Below are 22,406 nucleotides of genomic sequence, written 5' to 3' on the forward strand. Positions count from 1 at the left end.
GAGTGTCCGCGGCTGACCGAAGTCAGAGGTGCCGGCGCCAGACAACCCGGCCAAGAGTGCTGGAGCCCCCGATCGATCCTGGGCAGGCCTAGACGCGCAGCGCATCGACCACCAACCGGAATGCTGGCGATGACTGCCGTCGGCTGGGGTAATACAGGTGGTATCCGGGAAACGGCGGACACCAGCGTGCCAGCACCCGCACCAGTTCGCCCGTTTCGATGTGGGGCGCGAACTCATCTTCGGGCAGGAAGGCGACACCCAGGCCCTCCAGCGCCGCAGCAACGATATGGTGACTGGCATTGAAGATGACTTGCCCTTCGACGCGCACGTTCTGCTCTCGCCCGGCTCGCTCGAATTCCCAAACGTAAAGGCCGCCATGGGTCGGGAACCGGATGTTGATGCAGCGATGGCCGACCAGATCACGCGGCGCCTTCGGCGGCGGATGCTCTTCCCAGTACGCAGGTGAAGCCACTGCCGCCATGCGCAACTGCGGCCCGATGGGCACGGCGATCATGTCCCTGTCGATCTCTTCGCCCATCCGCACGCCAGCGTCGAAACGATCCGCCACGATGTCCCGCAGGCCATAGGAGACGTCGAACTCGATATGGATGTCAGGGTACTGGTGCATCAACGGCGTGAGCTTGGGCAACAGCGTCGTGCGCAGCACGTGGTCGCCGCTGGTGATGCGCACCGTTCCGGCAGGCTTCTCCCGCAGTTCGGTGATGGCGTCGAGTTCGGCTTCGATCTCGTCGAAGCGATGCCCGATGGCCCGCATCAGGCGCTCGCCGGCAGGTGTCGGCGCCACGCTGCGCGTGGTTCGGGTGAGCAGGCGGATCTGCATCCGCGCCTCCAAGCCGCTGACCGCCTGGCTGACCGCCGATTGGGTGACTCCCAATTGGGCGGCTGCGCGCGTGAAGCTGCCCTCGCGCGCTACCGCGATGAATGCAAGCAGATCGTTGAGGTTGCTCCTGGCCATGGGGCCCAGTGTGCCATGCACATTAATTAGAAGCACTAATAGACGCATTCACTAGTTAGTACCTAGTCGCAGAAGCGTCCTGGGACCAGACTGCACCGGCAATGGTGGTCGCCCGACCCCCAGGAGAGCCATATGAAAGCCCTTGCTCTGTCCGCCGCGCTGCTATTGGCCCAGGTGCCTGTCGCTGGCAGCGCCCAGGACGCCCCGACATCAGGAGGATATGCCATGACACTGACGCAGACCTGGGACAAGGTGTTCCCGAAAAGCGACAAGGTCGATCACCGCAAGGTGATGTTCAAGAACCGCTATGGCATCACGTTGGCGGCCGACCTGTATCGGCCGAAAAATGCCAGTGGCAAATTGGCGGCGATCGCCGTCGGCGGCCCGTTCGGCGCGGTGAAGGAACAGTCGTCCGGCCTGTATGCGCAAACGATGGCCGAGCGCGGTTTCGTCACTCTGGCGTTCGACCCGTCCTATACAGGCGAAAGCGGTGGCGAGCCGCGCAATGTCGCCTCGCCAGACATCAATACCGAGGATTTCAGCGCCGCCGTCGATTTCCTCGGCCTGCAACCCAACGTCGATCGCGAGCGCATCGGCATCATCGGCATCTGCGGCTGGGGCGGAATGGCCTTGAATGCCACCGCCGTTGACAAGCGGGTCAAGGCCGTCGTGGCCAGCACCATGTACGACATGACGCGCGTCATGTCCAAGGGCTACAACGACCGCGTGACGCCGCAGCAGCGCACGCAGACGCTGGAGCAACTGAGTCGGCAGCGCTGGAAGGATGCGGAGACCGGCAAGCCCGCCTACCAGCCACCCTACAACGAACTGAAGGGTGGCGAGGCGCAGTTCCTGGTCGAGTACCACGACTACTACCGCACGAAGCGCGGGTATCACGCACGCTCGGTCAATTCCGGCAACGCCTGGACGATCACGACGCCGCTGTCCTTCATGAACATGCCGATCCTGACCTACATCAAGGAAATCTCGCCGCGCCCGATCCTGTTCATCCACGGTGAGAACGCCCACTCCCGCTACTTCAGCGAAACCGCGTACGCCGCTGCGGCGCAGCCGAAGGAACTGGTGATCGTACCGGGCGCCAACCACGTCGACCTGTACGACCAGATGGACAAGATTCCGTTCGACAGGATGGCGGACTTCTTCAATCAGAACCTGGCGGCGAAATGAGCATGCCGGTGGATATGCCGGCGGTCGTCGGCCAAGGCGGGGGGGCGGCGCAACCTGCACATTGGGGCGGGGTCTTCGCCATGACCCTGTGCGTGTTCGCGCTGATCGCGTCCGAATTCATGCCCGTGAGCCTACTGACGCCGATGGCCGCCGACCTTCGCGTCAGCGAAGGTTGGGCGGGTTACGGCATTGCCATTTCCGGGGCGTTCGCCGTGCTCACGAGCCTGTCCATCTCCGCGCTGGCCGGCAGCAAGAACCGCAAGACCGTGCTGCTGGCACTGACCGGCCTGATGGCCTTGTCGGGCACCGTGGTCGCGCTGGCGACGAACTATTTTGTCTATATGGCCGGGCGTGCGCTGATCGGCGTGGTGATCGGCGGCTTCTGGTCGATGTCGGCGGCCACCGCGATGCGCCTGGTGCCGCCGGACCAGGTGCCGCGCGCATTGGCCATCTTCAATGGCGGCAACGCCCTGGCCACGGTCATTGCCGCGCCCTTGGGCAGCTACCTGGGTTCGGTCATCGGCTGGCGCGGGGCCTTCTTCTGCCTGGTGCCGGTGGCGGCGATGGCGCTCGTCTGGCAGTGGATCAGCGTGCCAGACATGGACGTGGAGCCGGCAAGCAAGCCGGCGAACGTGTTCCGTCTGTTCAAGCGCCGATCGGTCGCATTGGGCATGGCTGCCTGTGGTGCGTTCTTCCTGGGGCAGTTCGCCTTGTTCACCTATGTGCGACCGTTCCTGGAAACAGTGGTGCGCGTGAACGTATCCACGCTGTCGCTCATCCTGCTCGGGATTGGTGTGGCCGGCGTCATCGGCACCGCAATCATCGGGACATTCCTCAAACAAGGTCTGTATCGAACCCTGATTGTCATTCCCGTCCTGATGGCGGCCATCGCCCTGGCCCTGATCCCCTTCGGCACCGGGCTCGGCACCTCGGCCGCCCTCCTGGCAATGTGGGGCCTGCTCGCTACGGCGGCGCCAGTGGGCTGGTGGAGCTGGATCGCGCAGGCCTTGCCGGGGGATGCCGAAGCCGGCGGTGGATTGATGGTAGCGGTGATCCAGTTGGCGATTGCCTTGGGCTCCACCATTGGCGGGATGCTGTTCGACGGCAGCGGCTATCAAGGCACCTTCGTGGTGAGTGCAGCCGTCCTCCTTTTGGGTGCCTTCCTGACCCTGCTGGCATCGCGCTCACAAGCGCCGCGGGGCGTTGCATGAGCGGCACGACCATGACCTCGAATTACTCTCGCCCCACCCTTGGACCGTCGGAGAAGAAGGCTCTGCGCGCGCTTGGCGTAGTGCTCGGCCTGTCGGTCATGGGTGGGTGCAAGGCCAGCCAGCCAGAGGCGTCCGTAGCCGTCGCCCAGGATGCAGTTACGGCATCCACCAGGCAGGAGGAGTCCCGAATGTGGATGACCATCGGCGAACGCCGCTTCGCCATCACCTTGGCCGACAACGAAACCGCAAGGACTTTCGCCACGCGATGCCCATTAACGCTGGACATGGCCGAGCTCAACGGCAACGAAAAGCACGCTGAACTCTCGCAAGCGCTTCCGGCCGATGCCAGTCGCCCCGGGACGATCCACAGCGGCGACCTCATGCTCTATGGATCGAGTACGGTCGTCGTCTTCTACGGAACCTTCCGCTCGTCTTACGCCTACACCCCGCTGGCGCGCGTGGATGATCCTGTTGGCCTGGGTCAGGAGCTCGGTCAAGGCAGTGTACAGGTGACTTTTTCGCAATGACCGCTCCTGGCCGAGAGCGGAAGCACACCAGGGCAGGGCGCCGTAATGACACTCTGCGGCCCGGGACGGGCTCCGGCGCGGTGCCGGAGCCCCTGTTGCTCACTTTTCCTGCAGGAACGTCAGCAGATCCTGGTTGACCTTGTCCTTGTGGGTATCGGTCAGGCCATGCGGCGCACCCGGGTACACAATCAGCCTGGCGCCCTTGATCAGCTTCGCCGACTGGCGGCCAGAGATGTCGATCGGCACGATCTGGTCGTCATCACCGTGGATCACCAGCGTCGGCACGTCGAACTTCTTCAGGTCGGCGCGGAAGTCGGTGGCCGAGAATGCAGCGATCGAATCGTACGTGTTCTTGTGGCCACCCTGCATGCCCTGCGCCCACCAGGCATCGATCAGGCCCTGCGACACCTTCGCGCCCGGGCGGTTGAAGCCGTAGAACGGGCCGGACGGGATGTCCTTGTACAGCTGTGCGCGGTTGTCCATCTGCGCCTTGCGGATGCCATCGAACACTTCGATCGGCAGCCCATTGGGGTTGTCGGCGGTCTTCAGCATCAACGGCGGCACCGAGCTGATCAGCACCGCCTTCTTCACCCGGCCGGTGCCATGGCGACCGATGTAGCGCGCCACCTCGCCACCACCTGTGGAGAAGCCCACCAGGGTGACGTCGTGCAGGTCCAGCGTGTTGATCACCGTGGCCAGGTCATCGGCGTAGTGATCCATGTCGTTGCCATCCCAGGGCTGGCTGGAACGACCGTGGCCGCGACGGTCATGCGCGATGACGCGGTAGCCGTGGTTGGCGAGGAAGATCATCTGCGATTCCCAGCTGTCCGAGTTCAGCGGCCAGCCGTGGCTGAAGGTCACCACCGGGCCGTCCTTCGGGCCCCAGTCCTCGTAGTAGAGCTGCACGCCATCGGCGGTGGTGATGTAGCTGGCGGTGCGCGCGATGCTGGTGACTGCCGCCGGCTTGGCCGGTTCGGCGGCTTGCGCGGACAGGCCGGCCTGGACCGACAGGGCGAGGGTGGCAATGGCCAGGGTGCGGGCGAAGGTGTTCATGCGGAAACTCTCATGGGTGGGTGGTGAGGCGTAATTTGCGCCTGCAAGCAGGCGCCTGGGTGATGAACTGTCCTGATTTCTTGATGGATCGTCTTGCATGGTTGTGCGCGTACGAACCGCCCGCCATGGCTTGTTGACATGAGTAGAACGCGCGTTCTACCTTATGGCCATGAGCAAGGCTGGCACCGACACCCAACAGAAGATCCTGGCTACGGCCGAGGCGCTGATCTACCAGAACGGGATCCATGCCACCGGCATGGACCTGCTGGTGAAAACTTCCGGCGTTGCCCGGAAGAGCATCTACCGTCACTTTGAAAACAAGGACCAGGTAGCCGCTGCGGCACTGAGCGCGCGCGATGTTCGTTGGCTTCAGTGGTTCCAGCAGGAGTGCGACAAGGCCGAGACCCCGGAGGCGCGCATCCTCGGCATGTTCACCGTGCTCAAGGACTGGTTCCAGTCCGAGGGCTATCGCGGGTGTGCCTTCATCAACACTGCAGGCGAGGTCGGCGACGCCGACGATCCGATTCGCCACATCGCCAAACATCACAAGCAGAAGTTGCTGGATTACACGCTGGAACTGACCGCACAGCTGGATATCGAGCAGCCGGCTCCCTTGGCGCGGCAGCTGCTGGTTCTCATGGAAGGCGCCATCACCGTCTCGCGCGTGATGGGCGACTACGGCGCCGCAGACACTGCAAGGGATGTTGCAGCGGTGTTGTTGGAGCAGGCCAGGCGCTGACGCCTGAGTCATCAAAACCCGTCAAAGCACCCCGTTCATCCACTTGATTGGAGGTCCCACCGTGTCCACTGAAGCACCCCGTCCGCCACTCCCCCCGTTCACCCGTGAATCGGCCATCGAGAAAGTGCGCCTTGCCGAGGATGGCTGGAACTCCCGCAATGCCGACAAGGTTTCGCTGGCCTATTCGCTCGACACCGAGTGGCGCAACCGTGCCGAGTTCACTCATGGCCGCGAAGAAGCCCGGCAGTTCCTGGCCCGCAAGTGGAACAAGGAGCTTGAGTACCGCCTGATCAAGGAACTGTGGGCCTTCACCGACAACCGTATTGCCGTGCGCTACGCCTATGAGTGGCATGATGACTCCGGCAACTGGTTCCGCTCCTATGGGAACGAGAACTGGGAATTCGGCGCCGATGGCCTGATGCAGCGCCGCTTCTCGAGCATCAACGACATGCCGATCAAGGAAAGCGATCGCAGGTTCCACTGGCCACTGGGGCGTCGCCCCGATGATCACCCGGGGCTGTCTGATCTGGGCATGTGATTCGCATTGCTTCCCCGAATGCAACATCACGTCCGCCTCCACGGGCCTACCGCAGCACCGGGGCGCTGCCTAGGCTGATCGCACACGGCACACGCCGTGTTCCGGGCCCACCGCTTGCGCAGTGGCCCGTCTTCCCATGAACCCTGCAGCGCTGGCCGCCAGGCATCCGTGCCCTGGCAACGCCACGCCCTGCGCCGTGGGAAAGCGCCCGGAATCGTTCGCGCCAGCCTTGCATCGCTGCCCGCCCAATGCCCTTTCGTGGAGATCCCTCATGTTCAGCCTGGAAAACACCGCCGCGCCCATTGCCCCCGCCCTCGATGAACTGGTGCCCTCGCGCTACGCCCTGAAGGTGGGCGACGTCGAAGTGCTGGTGATCAGCGATGGCGTCCTGCCGTTGCCCACCCAGATGCTCGGCCACAACGTTCCGGCCGCCGACCGTGCCGAATGGTTCGAAGAGATGTACCTGCCGCAGGATGCCTTCGACTGGGCATTGAACGTGATGGTGGTGCACAGCGGTGATCGCACCATCCTCATCGATGCCGGCCTGGGCATGGACCCGGACCTGCAGCTGCCACGCGCCGGCCAGTTGATCCGCCGCCTCGGTGCCGCCGGTATCAACCTGGGCGAAATCACCGACGTGGTGATCACCCACATGCACATGGACCACGTCGGCGGGCTGCTGGTTGAAGGCGTGAAGGAACAGCTGCGCCCGGACCTGAAGATCCACGTGGCCGCGGCGGAGGTGGAGTTCTGGAAGTCGCCGGACTTCAGCCGCACCAACATGCCGCAGGGGTTCCCCGATGCACTGCGTGCCACGGCCAAGCACTTCTGGGCCGAGTACAGCAGCTATGTGCACACCTTCCAGGACGAACAGCAGATCGCGCCGGGCGTGACGGCCCGCCGCACCGGAGGGCATACCCCAGGCCACTGCGTGGTGCGCGTGGCGTCTGCCGGGCAGGCCCTGACCTTCGCCGGTGACGCGGTGTTCGCGGTCGGCTTCGACCAGCCGAACTGGCACAACGGCTTCGAGCACGATCCGGAGGAATCCGCGCGCGTCCGCATCGCCCTGCTGAAGGAACTGGCAGGCACCGGCGAAATGCTGGTAGCCACGCATCTTCCGTTCCCGTCAGTGGGCCGGGTGTCACTGGAGGGCGAGACCTTCCGCTGGGTACCGGTGTTCTGGGACTTCTGATCGGATCCTGCGGCCGTTGCGCAAGCAGACCTTCACGACCGGGGCGCATCGGCGCCCCGGTCGAATCCCGCAAGAACGAGGTCGACAATGGATGCCATCCACGCGGGGCGCGGATCTACTGGATGGCGGTGGGCAGTGCCAGCCGCTGCAGCTTGTGCGGGTTGCGCTGCACCAGGACCTGCGTGATCCGTTCGCCATCGGTCTCGAAAGCCATCGCCGCTTCCAGCTCACCATCGAAATAGCGCAGCAGTCCCAGTCGTCCGTTGAGCATGGCCGGCACCATCCGCAATTGCGCGCTGCGCCGCAGGTGCGGGGCATACAGCAGCTGGGCAATGCGTGCGCCCCCGACCATCGGTTTGGGGAAGCTGGTGACGATGCCGCCGCCGTCACCCACCAGCTGGGCCGACTCGGCCATCAGTGCCTTCATCGCGCGGAAATCGCCACTGGATGCGGCCTCGGCGAAACGGCGCAGCAGTTTCTGGTGCACGTCCTGCGGGACGTTGTAGCGCGGGCGCTCCTGCCTGAGCTGCTGGCGCGCACGATGCACGATCTGCCGGCAGGCGGCTTCTGTCTTGTCCAGGGTGCGCGCGACCACCGCGTAGTCCTGATCGAACACGTCGTGCAGCAGGAAGGCCGCACGCGCGTCCGGTGCCAACCGCTCCAGCACGCTGAGGAAGGCGACCGACAGATCACTGGCGGTTTCCAGCACATACTCAGGGGTGCTGGTGTCATCGGTCAGCAGCGGCTCGGGCAACCACATGCCGACATAGTGTTCGCGCGTATGCCGTGCCAGGCGCAGGCCATCAATGGCGCGACGGGTTGTGGTGGCCACCAGCCAGGCTTCGGGATTCTCGATCTGTGACGGGTCGGCGCCATGCCAGCGCAGCCAGACATCCTGCACCACGTCCTCGGCTTCGTGCGAAGATCCGAGCATGCGGTAGGCCACGCCGAACAGGCGTGGGCGGAGGCGGGAGAACAGCGCAGTGAAATCGTCCATGCCAGCGTAGACGGGACAGGTCCCCGGATTGTGACACCCGGGGACCTGTCGTTGGTGCCAGCGCCGGACGTGCGATCAGTGCGGCGGCAGAACCGCCGGCTTACCGATGTCCTTGATCAAGAACACCACGAACTTCGCCGGCTCGGTAGCGCTGGCGTTACGACCCACGGTGTGCAGATCGGCCGGGCCTTCATGGAAGGCCTCACCCGGGCCGAGGGTGACTTCCTTGCCGCCGGCCACGCCCATCACGATTCGTCCTTCCAGGACGTAGACGAAGCCATGGGCATCGTGGCGATGCACCGGATCGGCGCCACCCGGCGGGTATTCCACGGTAAGGATCAGCGCTTCCTTGCCGGGCTGCTCCGGCAGGGCGCGGGTCATCACCTCGTGCACCAGGGGCCCGGGCGCAGCAGGGGGCGGGGAGGCGGCAGCGCTGCACAGTGGCAGCAGCGCAAGCAGGGCCAGAACAGAACGACGCATGGCAGGTCTCCAGTGCGGTAGGGGAGGGCCGCTGCATGGGGCAGCGGCGGATCGATCAGGCCAGGCCGGCCTTGTCCAGGCCAAAGGCCGCGTCCAGGATGCCGGGCGTAGTACGGAAGGCGACGTTGGCGCGGTTCCAGGCGTTGATCGCCATCACCGCGTGGGTCAGGTCGACGATCTCCTGCTCGGACAGCTGGCCGCGCACGCGCGCGTACAGCTCATCGGGCACACCCTGCGCCGGCAGCTGGGTCAGCACCTCGGTCCAGGCCAGGCAGGCGCGCTCGCGCGGGCTGAACAGCGTCGATTCACGCCATGCCGCCAAGTGATGCAGGCGCAGTGGGCGCTCGCCGCGCAGGGTGGCCTCCTTCACGTGCATGTCCAGGCAGAAGCCGCAGCCGTTGAGCTGCGATGCACGGATGTTGACCAGATCGATGATGGCCGCTTCGATCGAGGCGGTGTGGGCGGCATGCGAGTACAGGCCGAGCTTCTTGAACAGTTCCGGCGATTGCGCGGCGTAATCCAGACGTGCGGTCATGGCGTGTTCCTGTAGCGAGTGAAGGACACAGCGAGGCTAGGCCTGCGTCCGCACAGCCGGTAGGCCGGGGCCGGGCCGCACGCTGTTGCATGAAAAACACCAATGGCCTGTCACAGCGGCCGATGCTCGGCCGTCTGCCGGGCATGGACACCTCATCGCACCTGCGCACCGCATTCCGCCCTGCCAGCGAACAGGTCTGGCAGACCTTCCTGGCCGCACTGCGTGAATTGCCGCCCGATGCACGTGCGGTGCTGTTGCTGCACGACGTACTGGGCGCCGGGTTCGAGGACATCGTGCCCCTGCTGGGGCTCGACCTGTCCGCGTGCAGGCAGCGCCTGGCGCTGGCGCGGAACCACCTGCAGGCGCAACGTGCCCGCCTGGAGCCAGGCCGCCCATGAACACCGCACAGCCCAGCCCGGCCAGCGACGGCCACGATGCGCTCAATGCATCCTTCTCCACCAGCTACGCCGGCGTGCTGGCCTTCATTGCAGTGGCGGCCGAGGGCAGTTTCGCCCGCGCGGCCGACCGCCTCGGCATCGGCCGTTCGGCCGTCAGCCGCAGCGTGCAGAAGCTGGAAAGCCAGCTGGGCGTGCGGTTGTTCCTGCGCACCACGCGCTCGACCACGCTGACCCGCGAAGGGGAGCTGTTCCTGGAGGGCTGCAACCCGGGCGTGAACTGCATCCTGCAGGCGCTGGAGGAAATGCGCGACCTGCGCGAGGGGCCGCCGCGCGGGCACCTGCGCATCAGTGCCAGCCACGGCTTCGGCCGGCGGGTGATCGCCCCCTTGCTGGCCGCCTTCCGCGCCGAGTACCCGCAGGTCTCGGTAGAACTGCTGCTGGACGAGCAGGCCCCCGACCTGGCGGGTGACCGCATCGACGTAGCGTTTCGCGACGGCCTGCTGGAAGACAGCCAGGTGATCGCCAAGCAGCTGGTGCCGATGCAGCTGGTGGTGTGTGCATCACCAGCGTACGTGCAGGCGCAGGGTCTACCGGCCTCGGTGGATGCGCTGTCCACGCACGCCTGCATCGGGCGGCGCCTGCCGGGCGGACGCATGCAGCCCTGGGAATTCCGGGTCGACGGCACCGATGTGCACCTGCAGCCGCCGGCGGCACTGGTGTTCAATGATGCCGACCTGGCGCTGCAGGCAGTCATCGACGGGCTGGGCATCGCCCAGCTGCCCAGCTATCAGGTACGTGAAGCGCTGTGGGCGGGCAGGGTGGTGACCTGCCTGGATCGGCATGCGCCGCTCGATCGCGGCCACTACCTGTGCTACCTCAGCCGCCGCCAGCTGCCCAAGCGCGTGCGGGCCTTCATCGACTTCAGCACGCAGCGGGTGCGCGCGCTCGAACTGGATGTGATCTCGCACTGGGAAGCACGCCAACAGGCCGCCCAGCCAGGCGCACAGCCCGCCTGGGCCTGAACGCATTGGTGCGTGCCGGGCAACAGTGCGCGCCCCAGCGCGGACCTACTGCCCCGCACCCACGCTGCCTACGCTTCCAGCATGCCCGGCCACAGCCGGTCGCCCCTTCTACATTCCAGGAGACACGTCATGAAATTCCTCGTCATCGGTGGTACCGGCCGCATCGGCAGCAAGGTGGTGGAGCGCCTGCGCACCGCCGGGCATGACATCGTGGCGGCCGCGCCCTCCACCGGCGTGGATGTGCTGACCGGTGAAGGCCTGGACGCCGCCATGGACGGCGTCGACGTGGTGGTGGACCTGGCCAACTCGCCCTCGTTCGAAGGCGCAGCAGTGCTTTCGTTCTTCGTCACCGCCGGCCACAACATCCTTGCCGCCGCCGCCCGTGCCGGCGTACGCCACCACGTTGCGCTTTCCGTCGTAGGCACCGACAAGCTTGCGGCCAGCGGCTACTTCCGCGGCAAGATCGCCCAGGAGCGCCTGATCCGCGATTCGGGCCTGCCATACACCATCATCCATTCCACGCAGTTCTTCGAGTTCCTGCCGGGCATCATCCAGTCAGCCGGCAATGGGGCGACCCTGCGCCTGCCCGCCGCCGACGTGCAGCCGATTGCCGCCGAGGATGTTGCCGAAGCGGTGGCACGCATCGCGCAGCAGCCACCCCGCAATGGCGTCGTGGAAATTGCGGGCCCCCAGCGCGCCGCGATGGCGGATCTGGCCAGGCAGTATCTGCAGCAGACCGGCGACCCGCGGCAGGTCGTGGCAGACGCCGAGGCCCTGTACTTCGGTGCGCCGCTGCAGATCGATACGCTGGTGCCGGTGGGGCGGGCGTGGCTGGGGCAGGTCGGCTTCGAAACCTGGCTGCAGCAGTCCGGCCTGTTGCAGCGGCAGCCCGCCTGAGCGGCCATCGATCGCCTGCCAATGACCGAGCTGAAGCCACCTTCGCCCGCCATGCTGGACCGCTACCAAGGCGACGACGTGCAGCCGGTGTACACCGGCCGCGTGCGGGTGAGCGGCGGCCAGACCCGGCACGGGCGCGCGTCCGGCGTGGTGCGATCGGACGACGGTGCACTGGCGGTGGACCTGCGCCTGCCGCCGGAACTCGGTGGGCCTGGCGGCGGCTCCAATCCCGAGCAGCTATTGGCCGCAAGCTACGCCGGCTGCTTCCACGGTGCCATGGTACTGGTGGCCGCGCGTGCCGGCCTGCTGCTGCACAACCCCAGCGTCGAAGTGGCGGTCACCTTCGCCCGTGATCCGGCAGATGGGCTGTACCTGCTGTCTGCCGAGATCGTGGTCCATCTTCCCGGCATGGATGCGAACCTGGCCTGCGAACTGGTGCGCAACACCGAACGTGTCTGCCCATACGCCAAGATGTTCCATCGTGGCATCAGCCATGTGGTGCATGTGCGTGTCGGCCCGCAGGCTGCGCCTCTGTAGAGTCGAACCATGCTCGACTATTGCCCTGACGTCCGCTTCCGGCCAACGGATGCACTCCTCATGTAAATCCGGCTAAGCTGCGGGGCGTCTACGCGTGGAAACGCCAGATCCCCTCAAGAGGCTGCCATGGAACCGCACTATCAGCTGCTGGCGAGCGTGCTCATGGGGGTGTTTGTCTTCCTGTTCTTTCTTGCACGTGACTACTTCAAGAGCCTCGGCTGGATGCTCGGCCCGTTCGACCCCAATCTAGGGTATTCCTCTGAAGCCAAGCTCATCTCAGCAGCCAACAAGACCATGCTCGTGATTGGGGCGCTCCTGCTGATCTGGGCCGTCATCGGGCCTTCTGCGTACCGCAGGAACTGGGAACTCGAGCCCATGGGCCTGGCCCTGGGGGCGTTGGCCTGCTATGTGCTGCTCATCCTTCTGGCGTCTACCCGCAGCCGATCCACACGGCAATGAGTCCAGCATCATGCACGGCCGTGGCAACTCGCCCGGACCACAGCGGTTGCTGACCACCGACGCGACACCATATCCGAGCGCCGCATGGCGCAGTTCCGCAGACCAGCCCACGGCGCGCCGTGGGCCTATCCGGGCGGCTTTACCTGGGCATCACTACGCTGTCCACCAGGCGCACGTTTGCCAGAGGCGGCGTTGAAGATGACCGGCCAGTAGGCTCGGCCGACGATGCCGGCACACCCTGGACAGGCTTCACAGATCTGTACTACCCAGCCGGGCATAGTGCCCCTTGGGTAGTCTGAGCGCGTCCATCCAGCCACGGGGTTTCCCCGAACGCCAGGAGGTCACTGTGCCAAGTTGGGACGAAGGAATGAAGTTGACGCGTCGCCAGGTGATCGCCGGCGGCGCCACGACCATGGCGATGTCCGCCGCACCGGGGGCGTCATCGCTCGCCGCCGAACTGGCGGCGTCCCCGCCGCCCAGGCCGCCGGTCATCAGCACGGTGGCGTTGACCGTCAACGGCGCGCGCCGGGAGCTTGAGCTCGACACGCGGACCACGCTGCTCGACGCCCTGCGCGAACATCTGAAGTTGACCGGGACCAAGAAGGGCTGCGACCACGGTCAATGCGGGGCCTGTACTGTGCTGGTCAACGGTGAGCGCATCAATGCCTGCCTCAGCCTGGCAGTGCAGCACCAGGGCGATGCCATCACCACCATCGAAGGCCTCGGAACCCCTGATGACCTGCATCCGATGCAGGCCGCCTTCATCAAGCATGACGGCTACCAGTGCGGGTATTGCACGCCGGGGCAGATCTGCTCGGCGGTGGCGGTACTGGACGAGATCAAGCGGGGTGTCCCCAGCCATGTGCAGGCGGACGTCAGCGCACGGCCACGGGCCACCAACATGGAAATGCGCGAACGCATGAGCGGCAACCTCTGCCGCTGCGGCGCCTATTCCAACATCGCCGAGGCGATGGAAGAGGTCGCTGGCGTGACGCCTGAAGGGAGGCGCTCATGAGGGCCTTCAGTTACGAACGCGCGAAATCCTCGGCCGAGGCCGCCAGGGCCGTCGCCGGCACCGAGGGCGCGAAGTTCCTGGCGGGAGGAACCAACCTGCTCGACCTGATGAAGCTGGAGGTCGAGACGCCCACGCACCTGGTCGACGTGCAGGACATCGGCCTGGACAGGATCGAACCCACCGACGACGGCGGCCTGCGCATCGGCACGCTGGTCAGCAATACCGCGCTGGCCTCGCATGAGCGCGTGCGCCGCGACTACGCAGTGTTGACCCGCGCGATCGTGGCAGGTGCGTCCGGGCAGCTGCGCAACAAGGCCACCACCGGCGGCAACCTGCTGCAGCGCACCCGCTGTCCGTACTTCTACGACCCCCATCTGCCCTGCAACAAGCGCCTGCCCGGATCAGGCTGCGGCGCGCTCGAAGGGTTTTCCCGGCAGATGGGCGTGATCGGTACCTCGGACAGCTGCATCGCGACCTATCCGGGCGACATGGCGGTGGCCCTGCGGGTGCTGGACGCCTCGGTCCAGACCGTCAAGGGTGACGGCAGCACGCGCAGCATCCCGATTGCCGATTTCCATCGTTCCCCGGGCGACAAGCCACAGCAGGACAACGTGCTGCAGCGCGGTGAGCTGATCACCCACGTCACGCTGCCGGAACCGCTGGGCGGCCGGCACGTGTACCACAAGGTACGTGACCGCGCGTCCTATGCGTTCGCACTGGTGTCGGTCGCCGCGGTCGTGCAACGTGACGGCTCGGCGCGGTTCGCCTTCGGTGGGGTCGCGCCGAAGCCGTGGCGCATCGAGGCAGCCGAACCCCTGCTGCGCGACGGCGTGAAGGCCGCGACCCAACAGGTGTTCGCCGGTGCCCGTCCAACGCGGGAGAACGCGTTCAAGATCGCGCTCGCCGAGCGCACACTCGCCGCCGTGCTGGCCGAAGGAGAGCGCTGATGGCCCTTGAATTCAACGCCCCCGCCGGTGACAACCTGTTCGACAAGGCCAAGGTCGTCGGCAAGTCGACGCCGCGCATCGACGGCCCCCGCAAGACCACCGGCACCGCCCCCTATGCCTACGAGCGTCATGACGTCGCGCCAAACCAGGTCTACGGCTACATCGTCGGCGCGGGCATCGGCAAGGGACGCATCATCTCGATGGATGCCTCCCGTGCACGTGCCGCCCCCGGCGTACTGGCGGTCATCACCGCACCGGAAACCAAGCCGGTCGGCAAATCGAACTGGAACAACGCGCCGCTGTTCGGCGGGTCCGAGGTCGCCCATTACCACCAGGCCATTGCCTGCGTGGTAGCAGAGACCTTCGAGCAGGCCCGCGCCGCTGCGGCGTTGATCCGCACCCGTTACGAGCGCGGCAAGGGGCGCTTCGATTTCCCAGCGCTGGCGCCGTCCGCGCCGCCGGCCAAGGGGCGCGACGGCAAGCCCGACCGGCAGACGCTCGGCGATTTCGACAGCGCCTACGCGAGCGCGGCGGCCAAGCTGGACGAGATCTACCACACAGCCGACGAAAGTCATTCGATGATGGAGCCGCACGCCACCATCGCCGCCTGGGAAGGCGACACGCTCACGCTGTGGACGGCGAACCAGATGATCGACTGGGCCAGGCAGGGCATGGCGGCGATCCTCGGCATCGATCCCGACAAGGTGCGTGTGGACTCGCCCTATATCGGCGGCGGCTTCGGCGGCAAGCTGTTCATCCGCGCCGATGCAGTGCTGGCCGCACTGGCCGCCAAGCAGGTCGGGCGGCCGGTGAAGATCGCGCTGCAACGCCCGTTGATGCCCAACAACACCACGCACCGGCACGCGACCATCCAACGCGTCCGGATCGGTTGCGCGAAAGACGGCAGGATCTCCGCCATCGCTCATGAGAACTGGTCGGGCAACATCAACGGCGAGGACGGCGAGAACGGCACCCTGCAGACGCCCAAGCTCTATGCAGGCGCCAACCGCCTGGTGGCCAACTACATCGCCACGCTCGACATGCCCGAAGGCAATGCGATGCGCGCGCCGGGCGAAGCACCGGGCCACATGGCGCTGGAAGTGGCGATGGACGAAATGGCCGAGAAGCTGGGCCTCGACCCGATCGCATTCCGCATCCTCAACGAACCCGAGGTCGTACCCGGCGATCCGAGCAAGAAGTTCTCCGACCGCAACCTGGTGCGCTGCCTGCGCGAGGGCGCGGAACGCTTCAACTGGAACAAGCGCAGCGCCAAGCCGGCGCAGGTAAGGGAAGGGCACTGGCTGGTCGGCATGGGCGTGTCCGCAGGCTATCGCGGTGCACCGACGATGAAGTCGGCGGCGCGGGTCCGGCTTGACGGCCAGGGTGGGGTGATCGTGGAAACCGACATGACCGACATCGGCACCGGCTCCTACACGATCATCGCGCAGACGGCGGCCGAGACCATGGGCGTACCGCTGGACCGGGTCCAGGTCACCCTCGGCGACTCCCGCCATCCGGCCTCCGCCGGTTCCGGCGGCCAGTGGGGCGCGGCAAGCTCCACTGCAGGCGTGTACGCGGCGTGCGTCAGCCTGCGCCGCAAGGTGGGCGAGCAACTGGGCTTCGACGGCGACACCGCAAACTTCGCCAATGGCCTTATCCAAGCGGGTGGGCGGACCATCGACTTGGCCGAAGCAGGCACACTGTCGGCAGAGGACGGCATTGCCTTCGGCAAGTTCAAGCAGGGGTACGACGTCGGCACCTATGCAGCGCATTTCTGCGAGGTCGCCGTGCATGCCTACACCGGAGAGACGCGCATCCGCAGGATGCTTGCCGTATGTGATGGAGGCCGGATTCTCAACCCACTGTCTGCACGCAGCCAGGTCATCGGCGGGATGGTGATGGGTGCGGGCGCGACCCTGATGGAGGAACTGGTGGTCGACAAGCGGCTTGGCTTGTTCGTCAACCACGACCTTGCGGGCTACGAGGTTCCCGTGCACGCCGACATTCCGTACCAGGAGGTGGTCTTCCTCGACACGCTGGATCCGGTGATCTCGCCGATGAAGGCCAAGGGCGTGGGTGAGCTGGGCATCTGTGGGGTCGGGGCCGCGATCGCCAATGCGGTCTACAACGCCACCGGTGTGCGCGTGCGCAACTATCCCATCACCCTGGACAAGCTGTTGCCCGGCTTGCCCGACGTGGGCTGACCCTTGCGCATGGATCGAACCGTCGCCTCACCCGCCCTGGAGGCCTCTGCGGCAGAAGGAGTGGAGCCCAGGGATCCTGCCGGTCACCTGGCCGCAGCGCCGGGCTTCCTCACCGAAGGCAGCCCACGCGGCGTGCTCGAGACGGCCTTGACGCACCTGCGCGCGGGGGAGCAGGCCGTGCTCGCGCTGGTGCTGGAAACCGATGGCTCCACCTACGCCGGTGCCGGCGACATGGTGCTGTTCTGCAACGGCAGCCAGGTCGGCTGGCTGAGCGGCGGATGCCTGGAGCCCGAGCTCGCGCGACGCGCGGAGCAGGTGAGCGCGGCAGGGCAGGTCGACTGGATCGAGATCGACACCCGCAGTGACAACGACCTGTTGAGTGGGTCCGCGCTCGGCTGCCGCGGCCGGCTTCGGATTGCGCTTCTGCCATTGCGTGCCATGTCCGGCATCGACGACGTGATCGAGGCTTGGCTGCGCGAGGGCGTGTCACTCCAGCGCGACCTTCGCACGTCGGGGCAGATCGTCTTCCGCGCCGGCCGTCGTGAGCAGGCATGGCAGCTGAACCCGATGGACGACACACAGCCCTTTGGAGAAGCAGCGTGGCGTTTGCCGTTGCCCCGGCTTCCGCGGGCCCTGGTGTTGGGGGGCGGTCCCGAAACGCCCTTCCTGGTTCCGTTACTGCGGGGCCTGGGATGGCGGGTCGGCGTGGCCGAACGGCGGGCGCGCTGGGCCTCAGCGGGGCAGGGCGCGGATGCGCATCTCCAGGCCAGCCCGGCCGAGGCCCTCCATGCCGACCCGTGCGACGCGGTACTGGTGATGCATCACGATTTCGAACTGGACCGCGAGGCGCTGGTGGCCCTGGCCGATACCGAGGTTGCCTTCATTGGACTTCTGGGTCCGCGGCGAAGGCGTGAGGATCTGTTCAAGCTGCTGACACCGGATCAGCGCCACCGCCTGTCTTCCAGACTTCGATCGCCCATCGGCCTGAACATCGGCGGGCGGGGACCGGAGGCGATTTCGCTCAGCATCGCGGCGCAGCTGCAGCAATGGCGAAGCACCGCCGGCACGTGACCGCCGCGCATGCAGTCGTCGTGCTTGCTGCGGGCGGGAGCACCCGGCTTGGCCAGCCCAAGCAGCTGCTGACCCGGCAGGGCGAGACCCTTGTACATCGCGTAGTGCGGTTGGCCTTGGAGCTCGCGCCTTCGCAGGTGCTGGTGGTGGTGGGCGCGAACGCACAGGCCGTGGCATCCAGCATTGCCGGGCTGGATGCCACCCCGGTAACCAACCACCACTGGGAACGCGGCCTGGCCAGCAGCCTGCAGGTTGCAGGCACACACCTGCTGCCCACGGTGGCCGCCGTGATGGTCGTAGCATGCGACCAGCCCGCGATCGGGCACTCCCATCTGCAGGCGTTGCTTTTGGGTGCCCGCGCCTCGGCGTCAGGGTGCGCTGGCACCCGTCATGGAGACGCGCTTGGCGTTCCTGCAGTCGTGCCGCGCGCATGGTTCAATCAGGTGGGTGCAAGCGGTGACCACGGCTTCGGGGCGCGCTTGAGGCAGCTTCCCATCGATGCCGTGCATGCCCTTCAAGCGCCGGAGCTGGGCCTGGACATCGACACGCCAGAAGATCTCGCGCGTGCGCGCCTTGCGGGCTGGATCGATGCCGTGCGGTGAGTCGCGTGATCACTGGACCAATGCCCGTCGCGCAGGTGACTAGCCCCGAACCCTCGCAGCCGCGGCTCTGTAGAGTCGAGCCATACTTGACTACTGCATGCCACATCGCACCCCCTCATGCACCTCGCCCGCGAACATCTGCAGCACCCGCTCCAACAGAACAGGTTCCGGCACGCCAGCCAGCACCTGCTCAAAATAGCCCATCGGCTGCAGCTGCCATTGAAGCAACGCACGAAGCGGCAGAACGGCGGGCGCCCGCTGCTCCGCGTCCAGCGAGACCCGCAGCAGCAGATGTTGTGAGCGCCTCTCCAGCCACAGCACTGGTATGCCTCGGCAATGAACCTGGAACTCGGCATCTCGATGCCGCTCGACGAACTGGAAGCCCTGTCGTGGCCGAGACTGCACGAACTGCATCGCTTGGCGGCGCAGTTGTGAGAATCGATCGTCGTTGATGCTTTGGAACGCGAGCTGCTCAGGCACGGGCGGCGCCGACCACCAAAGCTGTGCCGCGACCACTGCCGTGAGGCACAGTGCTGTGGCCGCCCAGCGGCAGCAGGCCACTCAACCCTCCGGGCGCACCCGATCGATGGCATGCGCCGTGAGTCCCAACCCGGCCATGATCAGGCCTTCCATGACGCGCGGGCCGACGTACTGCTCCAACTCGCCGTTCTCGCGGGCACGTTGTGCGGCCAGCAGGATTTCCAGCACCACGCGAAGACCGGCCAAGGAGCAGTCGGTGTCGGCCAAGGCGATGCGTCGGCCTGGCATCTGGTGGCGCTCAGGCCAGGGCTGGCCGTCGGAGGCGGCGCCGGAGCCGATGCTGTGCAGCAGGGCGATGAGCGTGTTCGGATCCAACGCGGGGCCGTTGGCCGGCGCGTCGTGGATCGGGTGCGGGGCAGGGGAGTGGGGCTGGGCCATGGCTGGGCTCCTTGCGTGCATGCAGAAGCCGCCACCTAAAAGGTGGCGGACGGTGCGTGGTTCGAAACCCCGTGTGTGGATGACCGGGCAGGCGCAAGGCCTCCACGCACCGCCCGCCATAGCCGACTGACGGATTGCCAGCCGGCACCGCGCGAAGCAGTGCCGGCTGGCAAGTGCGAGCAACATCCACACAACCGGGGTTTCGAATCCCGACCACCGATGCACGGTGGCAGGGCAAGGAATACGCGGACCTATGCGTGATGCCAATGCAGTAAGGCCGATGCCGTCACCACATTCAACATTTTCAGAATCGTTGCATACGGCTCAATGAGGCTGGAGCCTTGCGCCGCAAGGCTGTTGTCGATGTCGGCGGTGCACGCCTGACGAGTGTCGGCATCCGCCCGGTGGAGCCGTGAGCGAGGCGGATGCGACAGGATTGCCAAAGGCCGCCAGGCGTCAGTAGCCCTTCAACGCGGCCTTGGTCCGCTCCAGCCATGCGGCATTGTGGCTGCGCGCGTGGCGCGACCAGTGCTGGGCATCGTCGATGATGCTGTCGAACAGGCTGCGGGCCTGCTCACGGTCGGCGGGCTGCGGTTGTGCCATCAGCCACTCGGCGTAGAGGCAGCGCGCAGCCGCATCGTTGCCACATTCCACAGCACGCTCGAACGCGGAGCGGGTGCCAGGTGCCTGTGCAGCAGCTAGCGCCTGCGCATGGAGCAGGGTCTGTTCCGGCTTGCGACGCACATCCGGATGGCGGGCAAACAGGCCGTCCAGCGTCTCGACTGCAAGTGCGGCGTGCCCGGACTCCAGGCGGGCACGGGCAAGGCCGGTCAGGATGTAGGGGTCGTCGCCCAGTGGCGAGCTTGCCGCCTGCTCAAGCAGGTTTCTGGCTTCCTCCGCCTGGCCGACATCAAGCAGTGTCATGCCCAGGCGAACACGGTTCTGCACGGTGGGCGTGCGCGCCAGCTCGGCGCGAGCGTTTCGCAGGTCCTGGCCCGGGTCCATGAGCTGCTTGGCGGAGCGGACGACCTGCCGGGCGCCGCGCGAGTGACGGACTTCCGGGAAGTAGATCGCCAGGAAATAGACGACGCTGCCGAGCAGTGGAAACGAGAAGAGCAGGATGAGCCAGTAGAGGCTCTGGCCCGAGCGGATGGCGTGCACCGCGAAGTAGATGGCCGCCAGTACGTGGAGTCCGATTCCGATATAGGGCATGTGTGCCGCCTCGTCCTTATGAGGGGTGGAACTATAGTGGGGGAGGGGTGGGGCGCCAATGGGCTGGGCGACGTGGCCAGGCTGAAGATCACGCGAATGGCCCCGCTGCCCGCCAAGCCTCTCAAGTCGCGATAAGCGCGCGTTATCGGGGGGGGGGGGCGGCCTGCGCTTCTGACAGGAGCGCAGGCTCAGCAGGAGAAAGAACGGGTATGGAATAGCCCCTTACAACCCGCAGCAAACTTCAGTCTCCTAGCAACGGCTGCAGGGCTCGTTCTCCTTTGGGGTGGTCGCTCACCCCAATTCACTTAGCCGATTGCCGACACTGTAAGACGGAGACCAACCAGGCGATCTGTTTCTTGAACACTCCGATAGCCCGGCCGAGGCTTGACATGCGGTGCTCCTCATATTGAAATACGTCCGTATGTATTGAAATATGCTGAAATGGGAAAGACAAGAACAATCGATCGGGACCACGTCCTGGACATGGCAGAGCAGATAGTCGGCGAGCAAGGCGCGGCCGCGCTATCGATTGACGCCTTAGCGAAAGCAGCCGGCATCAGCAAGGGGGGTGTGCAGTCATGTTTCGGCAATCGTCATGGACTGATCCAGGCCATGCTCGATCGCTGGGCTGTCCAATACGATCAGCGCCTTCAGGCTATGGCTGGCACTGCTGCTAACACGTTGACGGCCGAGGAGCTTATTCGCCATCACGTCGCGATTACAGATGATGAGCACGAACTAAATACCCGAGCAGCGTGTCAGATCATCGCCCTCATGGATGAGCGTCAGTTCACTTCATGGCTGCGGAGTTGGCATGACAAGCGGCTACTGGCGTTGGATGTCCGCACCCCAGAGGGGAAGCGGATGCGCCTTGCATATCTGGCCACAGAGGGCGCGTTTGTTCTTCGCTATTTTGGACTCTCTTCGCTTAATGACAATGACTGGGCATCCATTTTCTCTGAAATTGCGGATCTTTCGGAGAATGGATCGATGATCCGGAGCGGTCGATAGTGACTAAATGGCTTTATCTAGTCATCGCAAGTGGCCTCGAAGTCGCGTGGGCAATTGGACTCAAATGCGCAAGCAGCCTGGCGGAGTGGGTTGTCACCCTGGTGTGTATCGTTGGTAGCTTCCTCTTCCTGGTAATGGCAACCAAGCGTCTGGGGGCCTCAACCTCCTACGTGTTCTTCGTGACGTTCGGCACCATCGGAACCTACATTCTGGATACCGTGTGGTTCGGAAAGCCCTTCAGCGCGGTAGCTGCGGCGGCTATCGCCGTTGTCCTGTTCTGCATTGTCCAGATCAAGCGCGAGGTCAAAGAATGATTGGCTGGATCTATCTTCTGCTCGCAGGCTTGCTGGAAGTCGGGGTCGTTGTCGGCATACGGGAAGTGTCGGCAGGTCGATACCTCAGGGGAATCCCGCTGCATGCACTGGGCATGTCCAGCTCGCTCTATCTGCTGTACCTGGCAATGAATACAATCGACATATCCATCGCCTACGCTGCGTACACAGGCATCGGCGTCCTGGGTACAGTCGTCGTAGGGATGGCCTTCTGGGGCGAGAAAGCCTCATTGAGAAAGATTGGCTACCTCGCCCTGATGGTGAGCGCGTTGACTGTCATGAAGCTCGCAGGCTGAAAACCTATAAGGCACTGATCGAAATTCGACCTTCTTTCAGGAAGGTCGG

At 65.5% G+C, this 22,406-nt stretch carries 27 protein-coding genes; 19 read left to right on the forward strand and 8 right to left on the reverse strand.

Annotation, left to right across the window (positions count from 1 at the left end; genetic code table 11):
* Positions 1-88: 88 nt before the first annotated feature.
* The gene (locus V3B30_RS01335) at positions 89-976 is read right to left on the reverse strand and encodes a LysR family transcriptional regulator (RefSeq protein ID WP_262082558.1); all 888 of its coding nucleotides are present in this window, start codon (positions 974-976) and stop codon (positions 89-91) included.
* Positions 977-1,201: 225 nt separating this feature from the next.
* Here V3B30_RS01335 and V3B30_RS01340 point away from each other — a divergent pair, with 225 nt between their 5' ends.
* Genes V3B30_RS01340 through V3B30_RS01350 form a run of 3 tightly spaced genes read left to right on the forward strand, consistent with a single transcriptional unit; the run spans position 1,202 to position 3,902 of the window.
* Complete coding sequence (locus V3B30_RS01340; protein WP_262082559.1) at positions 1,202-2,164, forward strand: alpha/beta hydrolase; 963 nt, start codon at positions 1,202-1,204, stop codon at positions 2,162-2,164.
* Positions 2,165-2,166: 2 nt separating this feature from the next.
* Entirely contained in the window at positions 2,167-3,375 is a 1,209-nt protein-coding gene (locus tag V3B30_RS01345) for an MFS transporter (RefSeq protein ID WP_262082678.1), read from the forward strand.
* 11 nt (positions 3,376-3,386) lie between these two features.
* A complete protein-coding gene (locus V3B30_RS01350; RefSeq protein ID WP_329809607.1) occupies positions 3,387-3,902 on the forward strand; it encodes a cyclophilin-like fold protein in 516 nt (171 codons plus the stop codon).
* 99 nt (positions 3,903-4,001) lie between these two features.
* Here V3B30_RS01350 and V3B30_RS01355 read toward each other — a convergent pair whose 3' ends face one another.
* The gene (locus tag V3B30_RS01355; RefSeq protein ID WP_262082561.1) at positions 4,002-4,955 is read right to left on the reverse strand and encodes an alpha/beta hydrolase; all 954 of its coding nucleotides are present in this window, start codon (positions 4,953-4,955) and stop codon (positions 4,002-4,004) included.
* A gap of 169 nt (positions 4,956-5,124) precedes the next feature.
* Between V3B30_RS01355 and V3B30_RS01360 the strand changes: the two genes are divergently transcribed.
* The 3 genes from V3B30_RS01360 (at position 5,125) to V3B30_RS01370 (ending at position 7,424) form a co-directional block, all read left to right on the forward strand.
* Entirely contained in the window at positions 5,125-5,694 is a 570-nt protein-coding gene (locus tag V3B30_RS01360) for a TetR family transcriptional regulator (RefSeq protein ID WP_262082562.1), read from the forward strand.
* 61 nt (positions 5,695-5,755) lie between these two features.
* Positions 5,756-6,232, forward strand: a complete 477-nt coding sequence (locus V3B30_RS01365; RefSeq protein WP_262082563.1) for a nuclear transport factor 2 family protein — start codon at positions 5,756-5,758, stop codon at positions 6,230-6,232.
* A gap of 271 nt (positions 6,233-6,503) precedes the next feature.
* Positions 6,504-7,424, forward strand: coding sequence for an MBL fold metallo-hydrolase (locus V3B30_RS01370; RefSeq protein ID WP_012511063.1), 921 nt, complete (start codon positions 6,504-6,506; stop codon positions 7,422-7,424).
* A gap of 115 nt (positions 7,425-7,539) precedes the next feature.
* On the opposite strand, the gene V3B30_RS01375 is transcribed toward V3B30_RS01370, so the two are convergent.
* The 3 genes from V3B30_RS01375 to V3B30_RS01385 all read right to left on the reverse strand — a co-directional run bounded on the left by V3B30_RS01375 (position 7,540) and on the right by V3B30_RS01385 (position 9,436).
* The gene (locus tag V3B30_RS01375; RefSeq protein WP_262082564.1) at positions 7,540-8,421 is read right to left on the reverse strand and encodes an RNA polymerase sigma-70 factor; all 882 of its coding nucleotides are present in this window, start codon (positions 8,419-8,421) and stop codon (positions 7,540-7,542) included.
* Positions 8,422-8,496: 75 nt separating this feature from the next.
* On the reverse strand, positions 8,497-8,901 hold the full coding sequence (locus tag V3B30_RS01380) for a cupin domain-containing protein (RefSeq protein ID WP_262082565.1): 405 nt from the start codon (positions 8,899-8,901) through the stop codon (positions 8,497-8,499).
* A 55-nt stretch (positions 8,902-8,956) separates the two neighbouring features.
* Positions 8,957-9,436 (reverse strand): carboxymuconolactone decarboxylase family protein, encoded by a 480-nt coding sequence (locus V3B30_RS01385; RefSeq protein ID WP_071228236.1) that lies wholly within the window; start codon positions 9,434-9,436, stop codon positions 8,957-8,959.
* Between the two features lie 89 nt (positions 9,437-9,525).
* On the opposite strand from V3B30_RS01385, the gene V3B30_RS01390 reads away from it, so the two are divergent.
* The 10 genes from V3B30_RS01390 (at position 9,526) to V3B30_RS01435 (ending at position 18,588) form a co-directional block, all read left to right on the forward strand.
* Positions 9,526-9,834: a sigma factor-like helix-turn-helix DNA-binding protein gene (locus V3B30_RS01390; RefSeq protein WP_262082566.1), complete on the forward strand. Its 309-nt coding sequence runs from the start codon at positions 9,526-9,528 to the stop codon at positions 9,832-9,834.
* Positions 9,831-10,856: a LysR family transcriptional regulator gene (locus V3B30_RS01395; protein ID WP_262082567.1), complete on the forward strand. Its 1,026-nt coding sequence runs from the start codon at positions 9,831-9,833 to the stop codon at positions 10,854-10,856. The genes V3B30_RS01390 and V3B30_RS01395 overlap by 4 nt, the downstream gene beginning before the upstream one ends.
* A gap of 129 nt (positions 10,857-10,985) precedes the next feature.
* On the forward strand, positions 10,986-11,753 hold the full coding sequence (locus V3B30_RS01400; protein WP_262082568.1) for an SDR family oxidoreductase: 768 nt from the start codon (positions 10,986-10,988) through the stop codon (positions 11,751-11,753).
* 21 nt (positions 11,754-11,774) lie between these two features.
* The gene (locus V3B30_RS01405) at positions 11,775-12,290 is read left to right on the forward strand and encodes an Ohr family peroxiredoxin (RefSeq protein WP_262082569.1); all 516 of its coding nucleotides are present in this window, start codon (positions 11,775-11,777) and stop codon (positions 12,288-12,290) included.
* A 126-nt stretch (positions 12,291-12,416) separates the two neighbouring features.
* The gene (locus V3B30_RS01410) at positions 12,417-12,749 is read left to right on the forward strand and encodes a hypothetical protein (protein WP_262082570.1); all 333 of its coding nucleotides are present in this window, start codon (positions 12,417-12,419) and stop codon (positions 12,747-12,749) included.
* A 367-nt stretch (positions 12,750-13,116) separates the two neighbouring features.
* Positions 13,117-13,764, forward strand: coding sequence for an aldehyde dehydrogenase iron-sulfur subunit PaoA (gene paoA, locus V3B30_RS01415; protein WP_262082679.1), 648 nt, complete (start codon positions 13,117-13,119; stop codon positions 13,762-13,764).
* Positions 13,761-14,711 (forward strand): xanthine dehydrogenase family protein subunit M, encoded by a 951-nt coding sequence (locus V3B30_RS01420; protein WP_262082571.1) that lies wholly within the window; start codon positions 13,761-13,763, stop codon positions 14,709-14,711. Before paoA ends, V3B30_RS01420 begins: the two co-directional genes overlap by 4 nt.
* Positions 14,711-16,915, forward strand: a complete 2,205-nt coding sequence (gene paoC / locus V3B30_RS01425) for an aldehyde oxidoreductase molybdenum-binding subunit PaoC (protein WP_262082572.1) — start codon at positions 14,711-14,713, stop codon at positions 16,913-16,915. Before V3B30_RS01420 ends, paoC begins: the two co-directional genes overlap by 1 nt.
* A gap of 9 nt (positions 16,916-16,924) precedes the next feature.
* Positions 16,925-17,986, forward strand: coding sequence for an XdhC/CoxI family protein (locus V3B30_RS01430; protein WP_262082573.1), 1,062 nt, complete (start codon positions 16,925-16,927; stop codon positions 17,984-17,986).
* On the forward strand, positions 17,962-18,588 hold the full coding sequence (locus V3B30_RS01435) for a nucleotidyltransferase family protein (protein WP_315973618.1): 627 nt from the start codon (positions 17,962-17,964) through the stop codon (positions 18,586-18,588). The genes V3B30_RS01430 and V3B30_RS01435 overlap by 25 nt, the downstream gene beginning before the upstream one ends.
* Before the next feature lie 90 nt (positions 18,589-18,678).
* On the opposite strand, the gene V3B30_RS01440 is transcribed toward V3B30_RS01435, so the two are convergent.
* The 3 genes from V3B30_RS01440 to V3B30_RS01450 form a co-directional block, all read right to left on the reverse strand.
* Positions 18,679-19,068: a hypothetical protein gene (locus V3B30_RS01440; protein ID WP_262082575.1), complete on the reverse strand. Its 390-nt coding sequence runs from the start codon at positions 19,066-19,068 to the stop codon at positions 18,679-18,681.
* 81 nt (positions 19,069-19,149) lie between these two features.
* A complete protein-coding gene (locus V3B30_RS01445; RefSeq protein ID WP_262082576.1) occupies positions 19,150-19,506 on the reverse strand; it encodes a hypothetical protein in 357 nt (118 codons plus the stop codon).
* Positions 19,507-19,962: 456 nt separating this feature from the next.
* The gene (locus tag V3B30_RS01450) at positions 19,963-20,718 is read right to left on the reverse strand and encodes a tetratricopeptide repeat protein (RefSeq protein ID WP_262082577.1); all 756 of its coding nucleotides are present in this window, start codon (positions 20,716-20,718) and stop codon (positions 19,963-19,965) included.
* A gap of 426 nt (positions 20,719-21,144) precedes the next feature.
* Here V3B30_RS01450 and V3B30_RS01455 point away from each other — a divergent pair, with 426 nt between their 5' ends.
* From V3B30_RS01455 to V3B30_RS01465, 3 genes are read left to right on the forward strand one after another with little or no spacing between them, the layout of a single operon-like run.
* Positions 21,145-21,729 (forward strand): TetR/AcrR family transcriptional regulator, encoded by a 585-nt coding sequence (locus V3B30_RS01455; RefSeq protein ID WP_262082578.1) that lies wholly within the window; start codon positions 21,145-21,147, stop codon positions 21,727-21,729.
* Complete coding sequence (locus tag V3B30_RS01460; RefSeq protein WP_262082579.1) at positions 21,729-22,043, forward strand: SMR family transporter; 315 nt, start codon at positions 21,729-21,731, stop codon at positions 22,041-22,043. Before V3B30_RS01455 ends, V3B30_RS01460 begins: the two co-directional genes overlap by 1 nt.
* Positions 22,040-22,357, forward strand: coding sequence for an SMR family transporter (locus tag V3B30_RS01465; RefSeq protein ID WP_201119173.1), 318 nt, complete (start codon positions 22,040-22,042; stop codon positions 22,355-22,357). The genes V3B30_RS01460 and V3B30_RS01465 overlap by 4 nt, the downstream gene beginning before the upstream one ends.
* Positions 22,358-22,406: the final 49 nt, after the last annotated feature.

This window comes from Stenotrophomonas sp. SMYL41, from assembly GCF_036319965.1.
Taxonomy (GTDB): domain Bacteria; phylum Pseudomonadota; class Gammaproteobacteria; order Xanthomonadales; family Xanthomonadaceae; genus Stenotrophomonas; species Stenotrophomonas maltophilia_R.

Bases quoted from the DNA above. Each gene is read 5' to 3' on its own strand.
- V3B30_RS01335 (WP_262082558.1), bottom strand. From the start codon at position 976: ATGGCCAGGAGCAACCTCAACGATCTGCTTGCATTCATCGCGGTAGCG.
- V3B30_RS01340 (WP_262082559.1), top strand. From the start codon at position 1,202: ATGACACTGACGCAGACCTGGGACAAGGTGTTCCCGAAAAGCGACAAG.
- V3B30_RS01345 (WP_262082678.1), top strand. From the start codon at position 2,167: ATGCCGGTGGATATGCCGGCGGTCGTCGGCCAAGGCGGGGGGGCGGCG.
- V3B30_RS01350 (WP_329809607.1), top strand. From the start codon at position 3,387: ATGACCTCGAATTACTCTCGCCCCACCCTTGGACCGTCGGAGAAGAAG.
- V3B30_RS01355 (WP_262082561.1), bottom strand. From the start codon at position 4,955: ATGAACACCTTCGCCCGCACCCTGGCCATTGCCACCCTCGCCCTGTCG.
- V3B30_RS01360 (WP_262082562.1), top strand. From the start codon at position 5,125: ATGAGCAAGGCTGGCACCGACACCCAACAGAAGATCCTGGCTACGGCC.
- V3B30_RS01370 (WP_012511063.1), top strand. From the start codon at position 6,504: ATGTTCAGCCTGGAAAACACCGCCGCGCCCATTGCCCCCGCCCTCGAT.
- V3B30_RS01375 (WP_262082564.1), bottom strand. From the start codon at position 8,421: ATGGACGATTTCACTGCGCTGTTCTCCCGCCTCCGCCCACGCCTGTTC.
- V3B30_RS01380 (WP_262082565.1), bottom strand. From the start codon at position 8,901: ATGCGTCGTTCTGTTCTGGCCCTGCTTGCGCTGCTGCCACTGTGCAGC.
- V3B30_RS01385 (WP_071228236.1), bottom strand. From the start codon at position 9,436: ATGACCGCACGTCTGGATTACGCCGCGCAATCGCCGGAACTGTTCAAG.
- V3B30_RS01390 (WP_262082566.1), top strand. From the start codon at position 9,526: ATGAAAAACACCAATGGCCTGTCACAGCGGCCGATGCTCGGCCGTCTG.
- V3B30_RS01395 (WP_262082567.1), top strand. From the start codon at position 9,831: ATGAACACCGCACAGCCCAGCCCGGCCAGCGACGGCCACGATGCGCTC.
- V3B30_RS01400 (WP_262082568.1), top strand. From the start codon at position 10,986: ATGAAATTCCTCGTCATCGGTGGTACCGGCCGCATCGGCAGCAAGGTG.
- V3B30_RS01405 (WP_262082569.1), top strand. From the start codon at position 11,775: ATGACCGAGCTGAAGCCACCTTCGCCCGCCATGCTGGACCGCTACCAA.
- V3B30_RS01410 (WP_262082570.1), top strand. From the start codon at position 12,417: ATGGAACCGCACTATCAGCTGCTGGCGAGCGTGCTCATGGGGGTGTTT.
- paoA (WP_262082679.1), top strand. From the start codon at position 13,117: ATGAAGTTGACGCGTCGCCAGGTGATCGCCGGCGGCGCCACGACCATG.
- V3B30_RS01420 (WP_262082571.1), top strand. From the start codon at position 13,761: ATGAGGGCCTTCAGTTACGAACGCGCGAAATCCTCGGCCGAGGCCGCC.
- paoC (WP_262082572.1), top strand. From the start codon at position 14,711: ATGGCCCTTGAATTCAACGCCCCCGCCGGTGACAACCTGTTCGACAAG.
- V3B30_RS01430 (WP_262082573.1), top strand. From the start codon at position 16,925: ATGGATCGAACCGTCGCCTCACCCGCCCTGGAGGCCTCTGCGGCAGAA.
- V3B30_RS01435 (WP_315973618.1), top strand. From the start codon at position 17,962: ATGGCGAAGCACCGCCGGCACGTGACCGCCGCGCATGCAGTCGTCGTG.
- V3B30_RS01445 (WP_262082576.1), bottom strand. From the start codon at position 19,506: ATGGCCCAGCCCCACTCCCCTGCCCCGCACCCGATCCACGACGCGCCG.
- V3B30_RS01450 (WP_262082577.1), bottom strand. From the start codon at position 20,718: ATGCCCTATATCGGAATCGGACTCCACGTACTGGCGGCCATCTACTTC.
- V3B30_RS01465 (WP_201119173.1), top strand. From the start codon at position 22,040: ATGATTGGCTGGATCTATCTTCTGCTCGCAGGCTTGCTGGAAGTCGGG.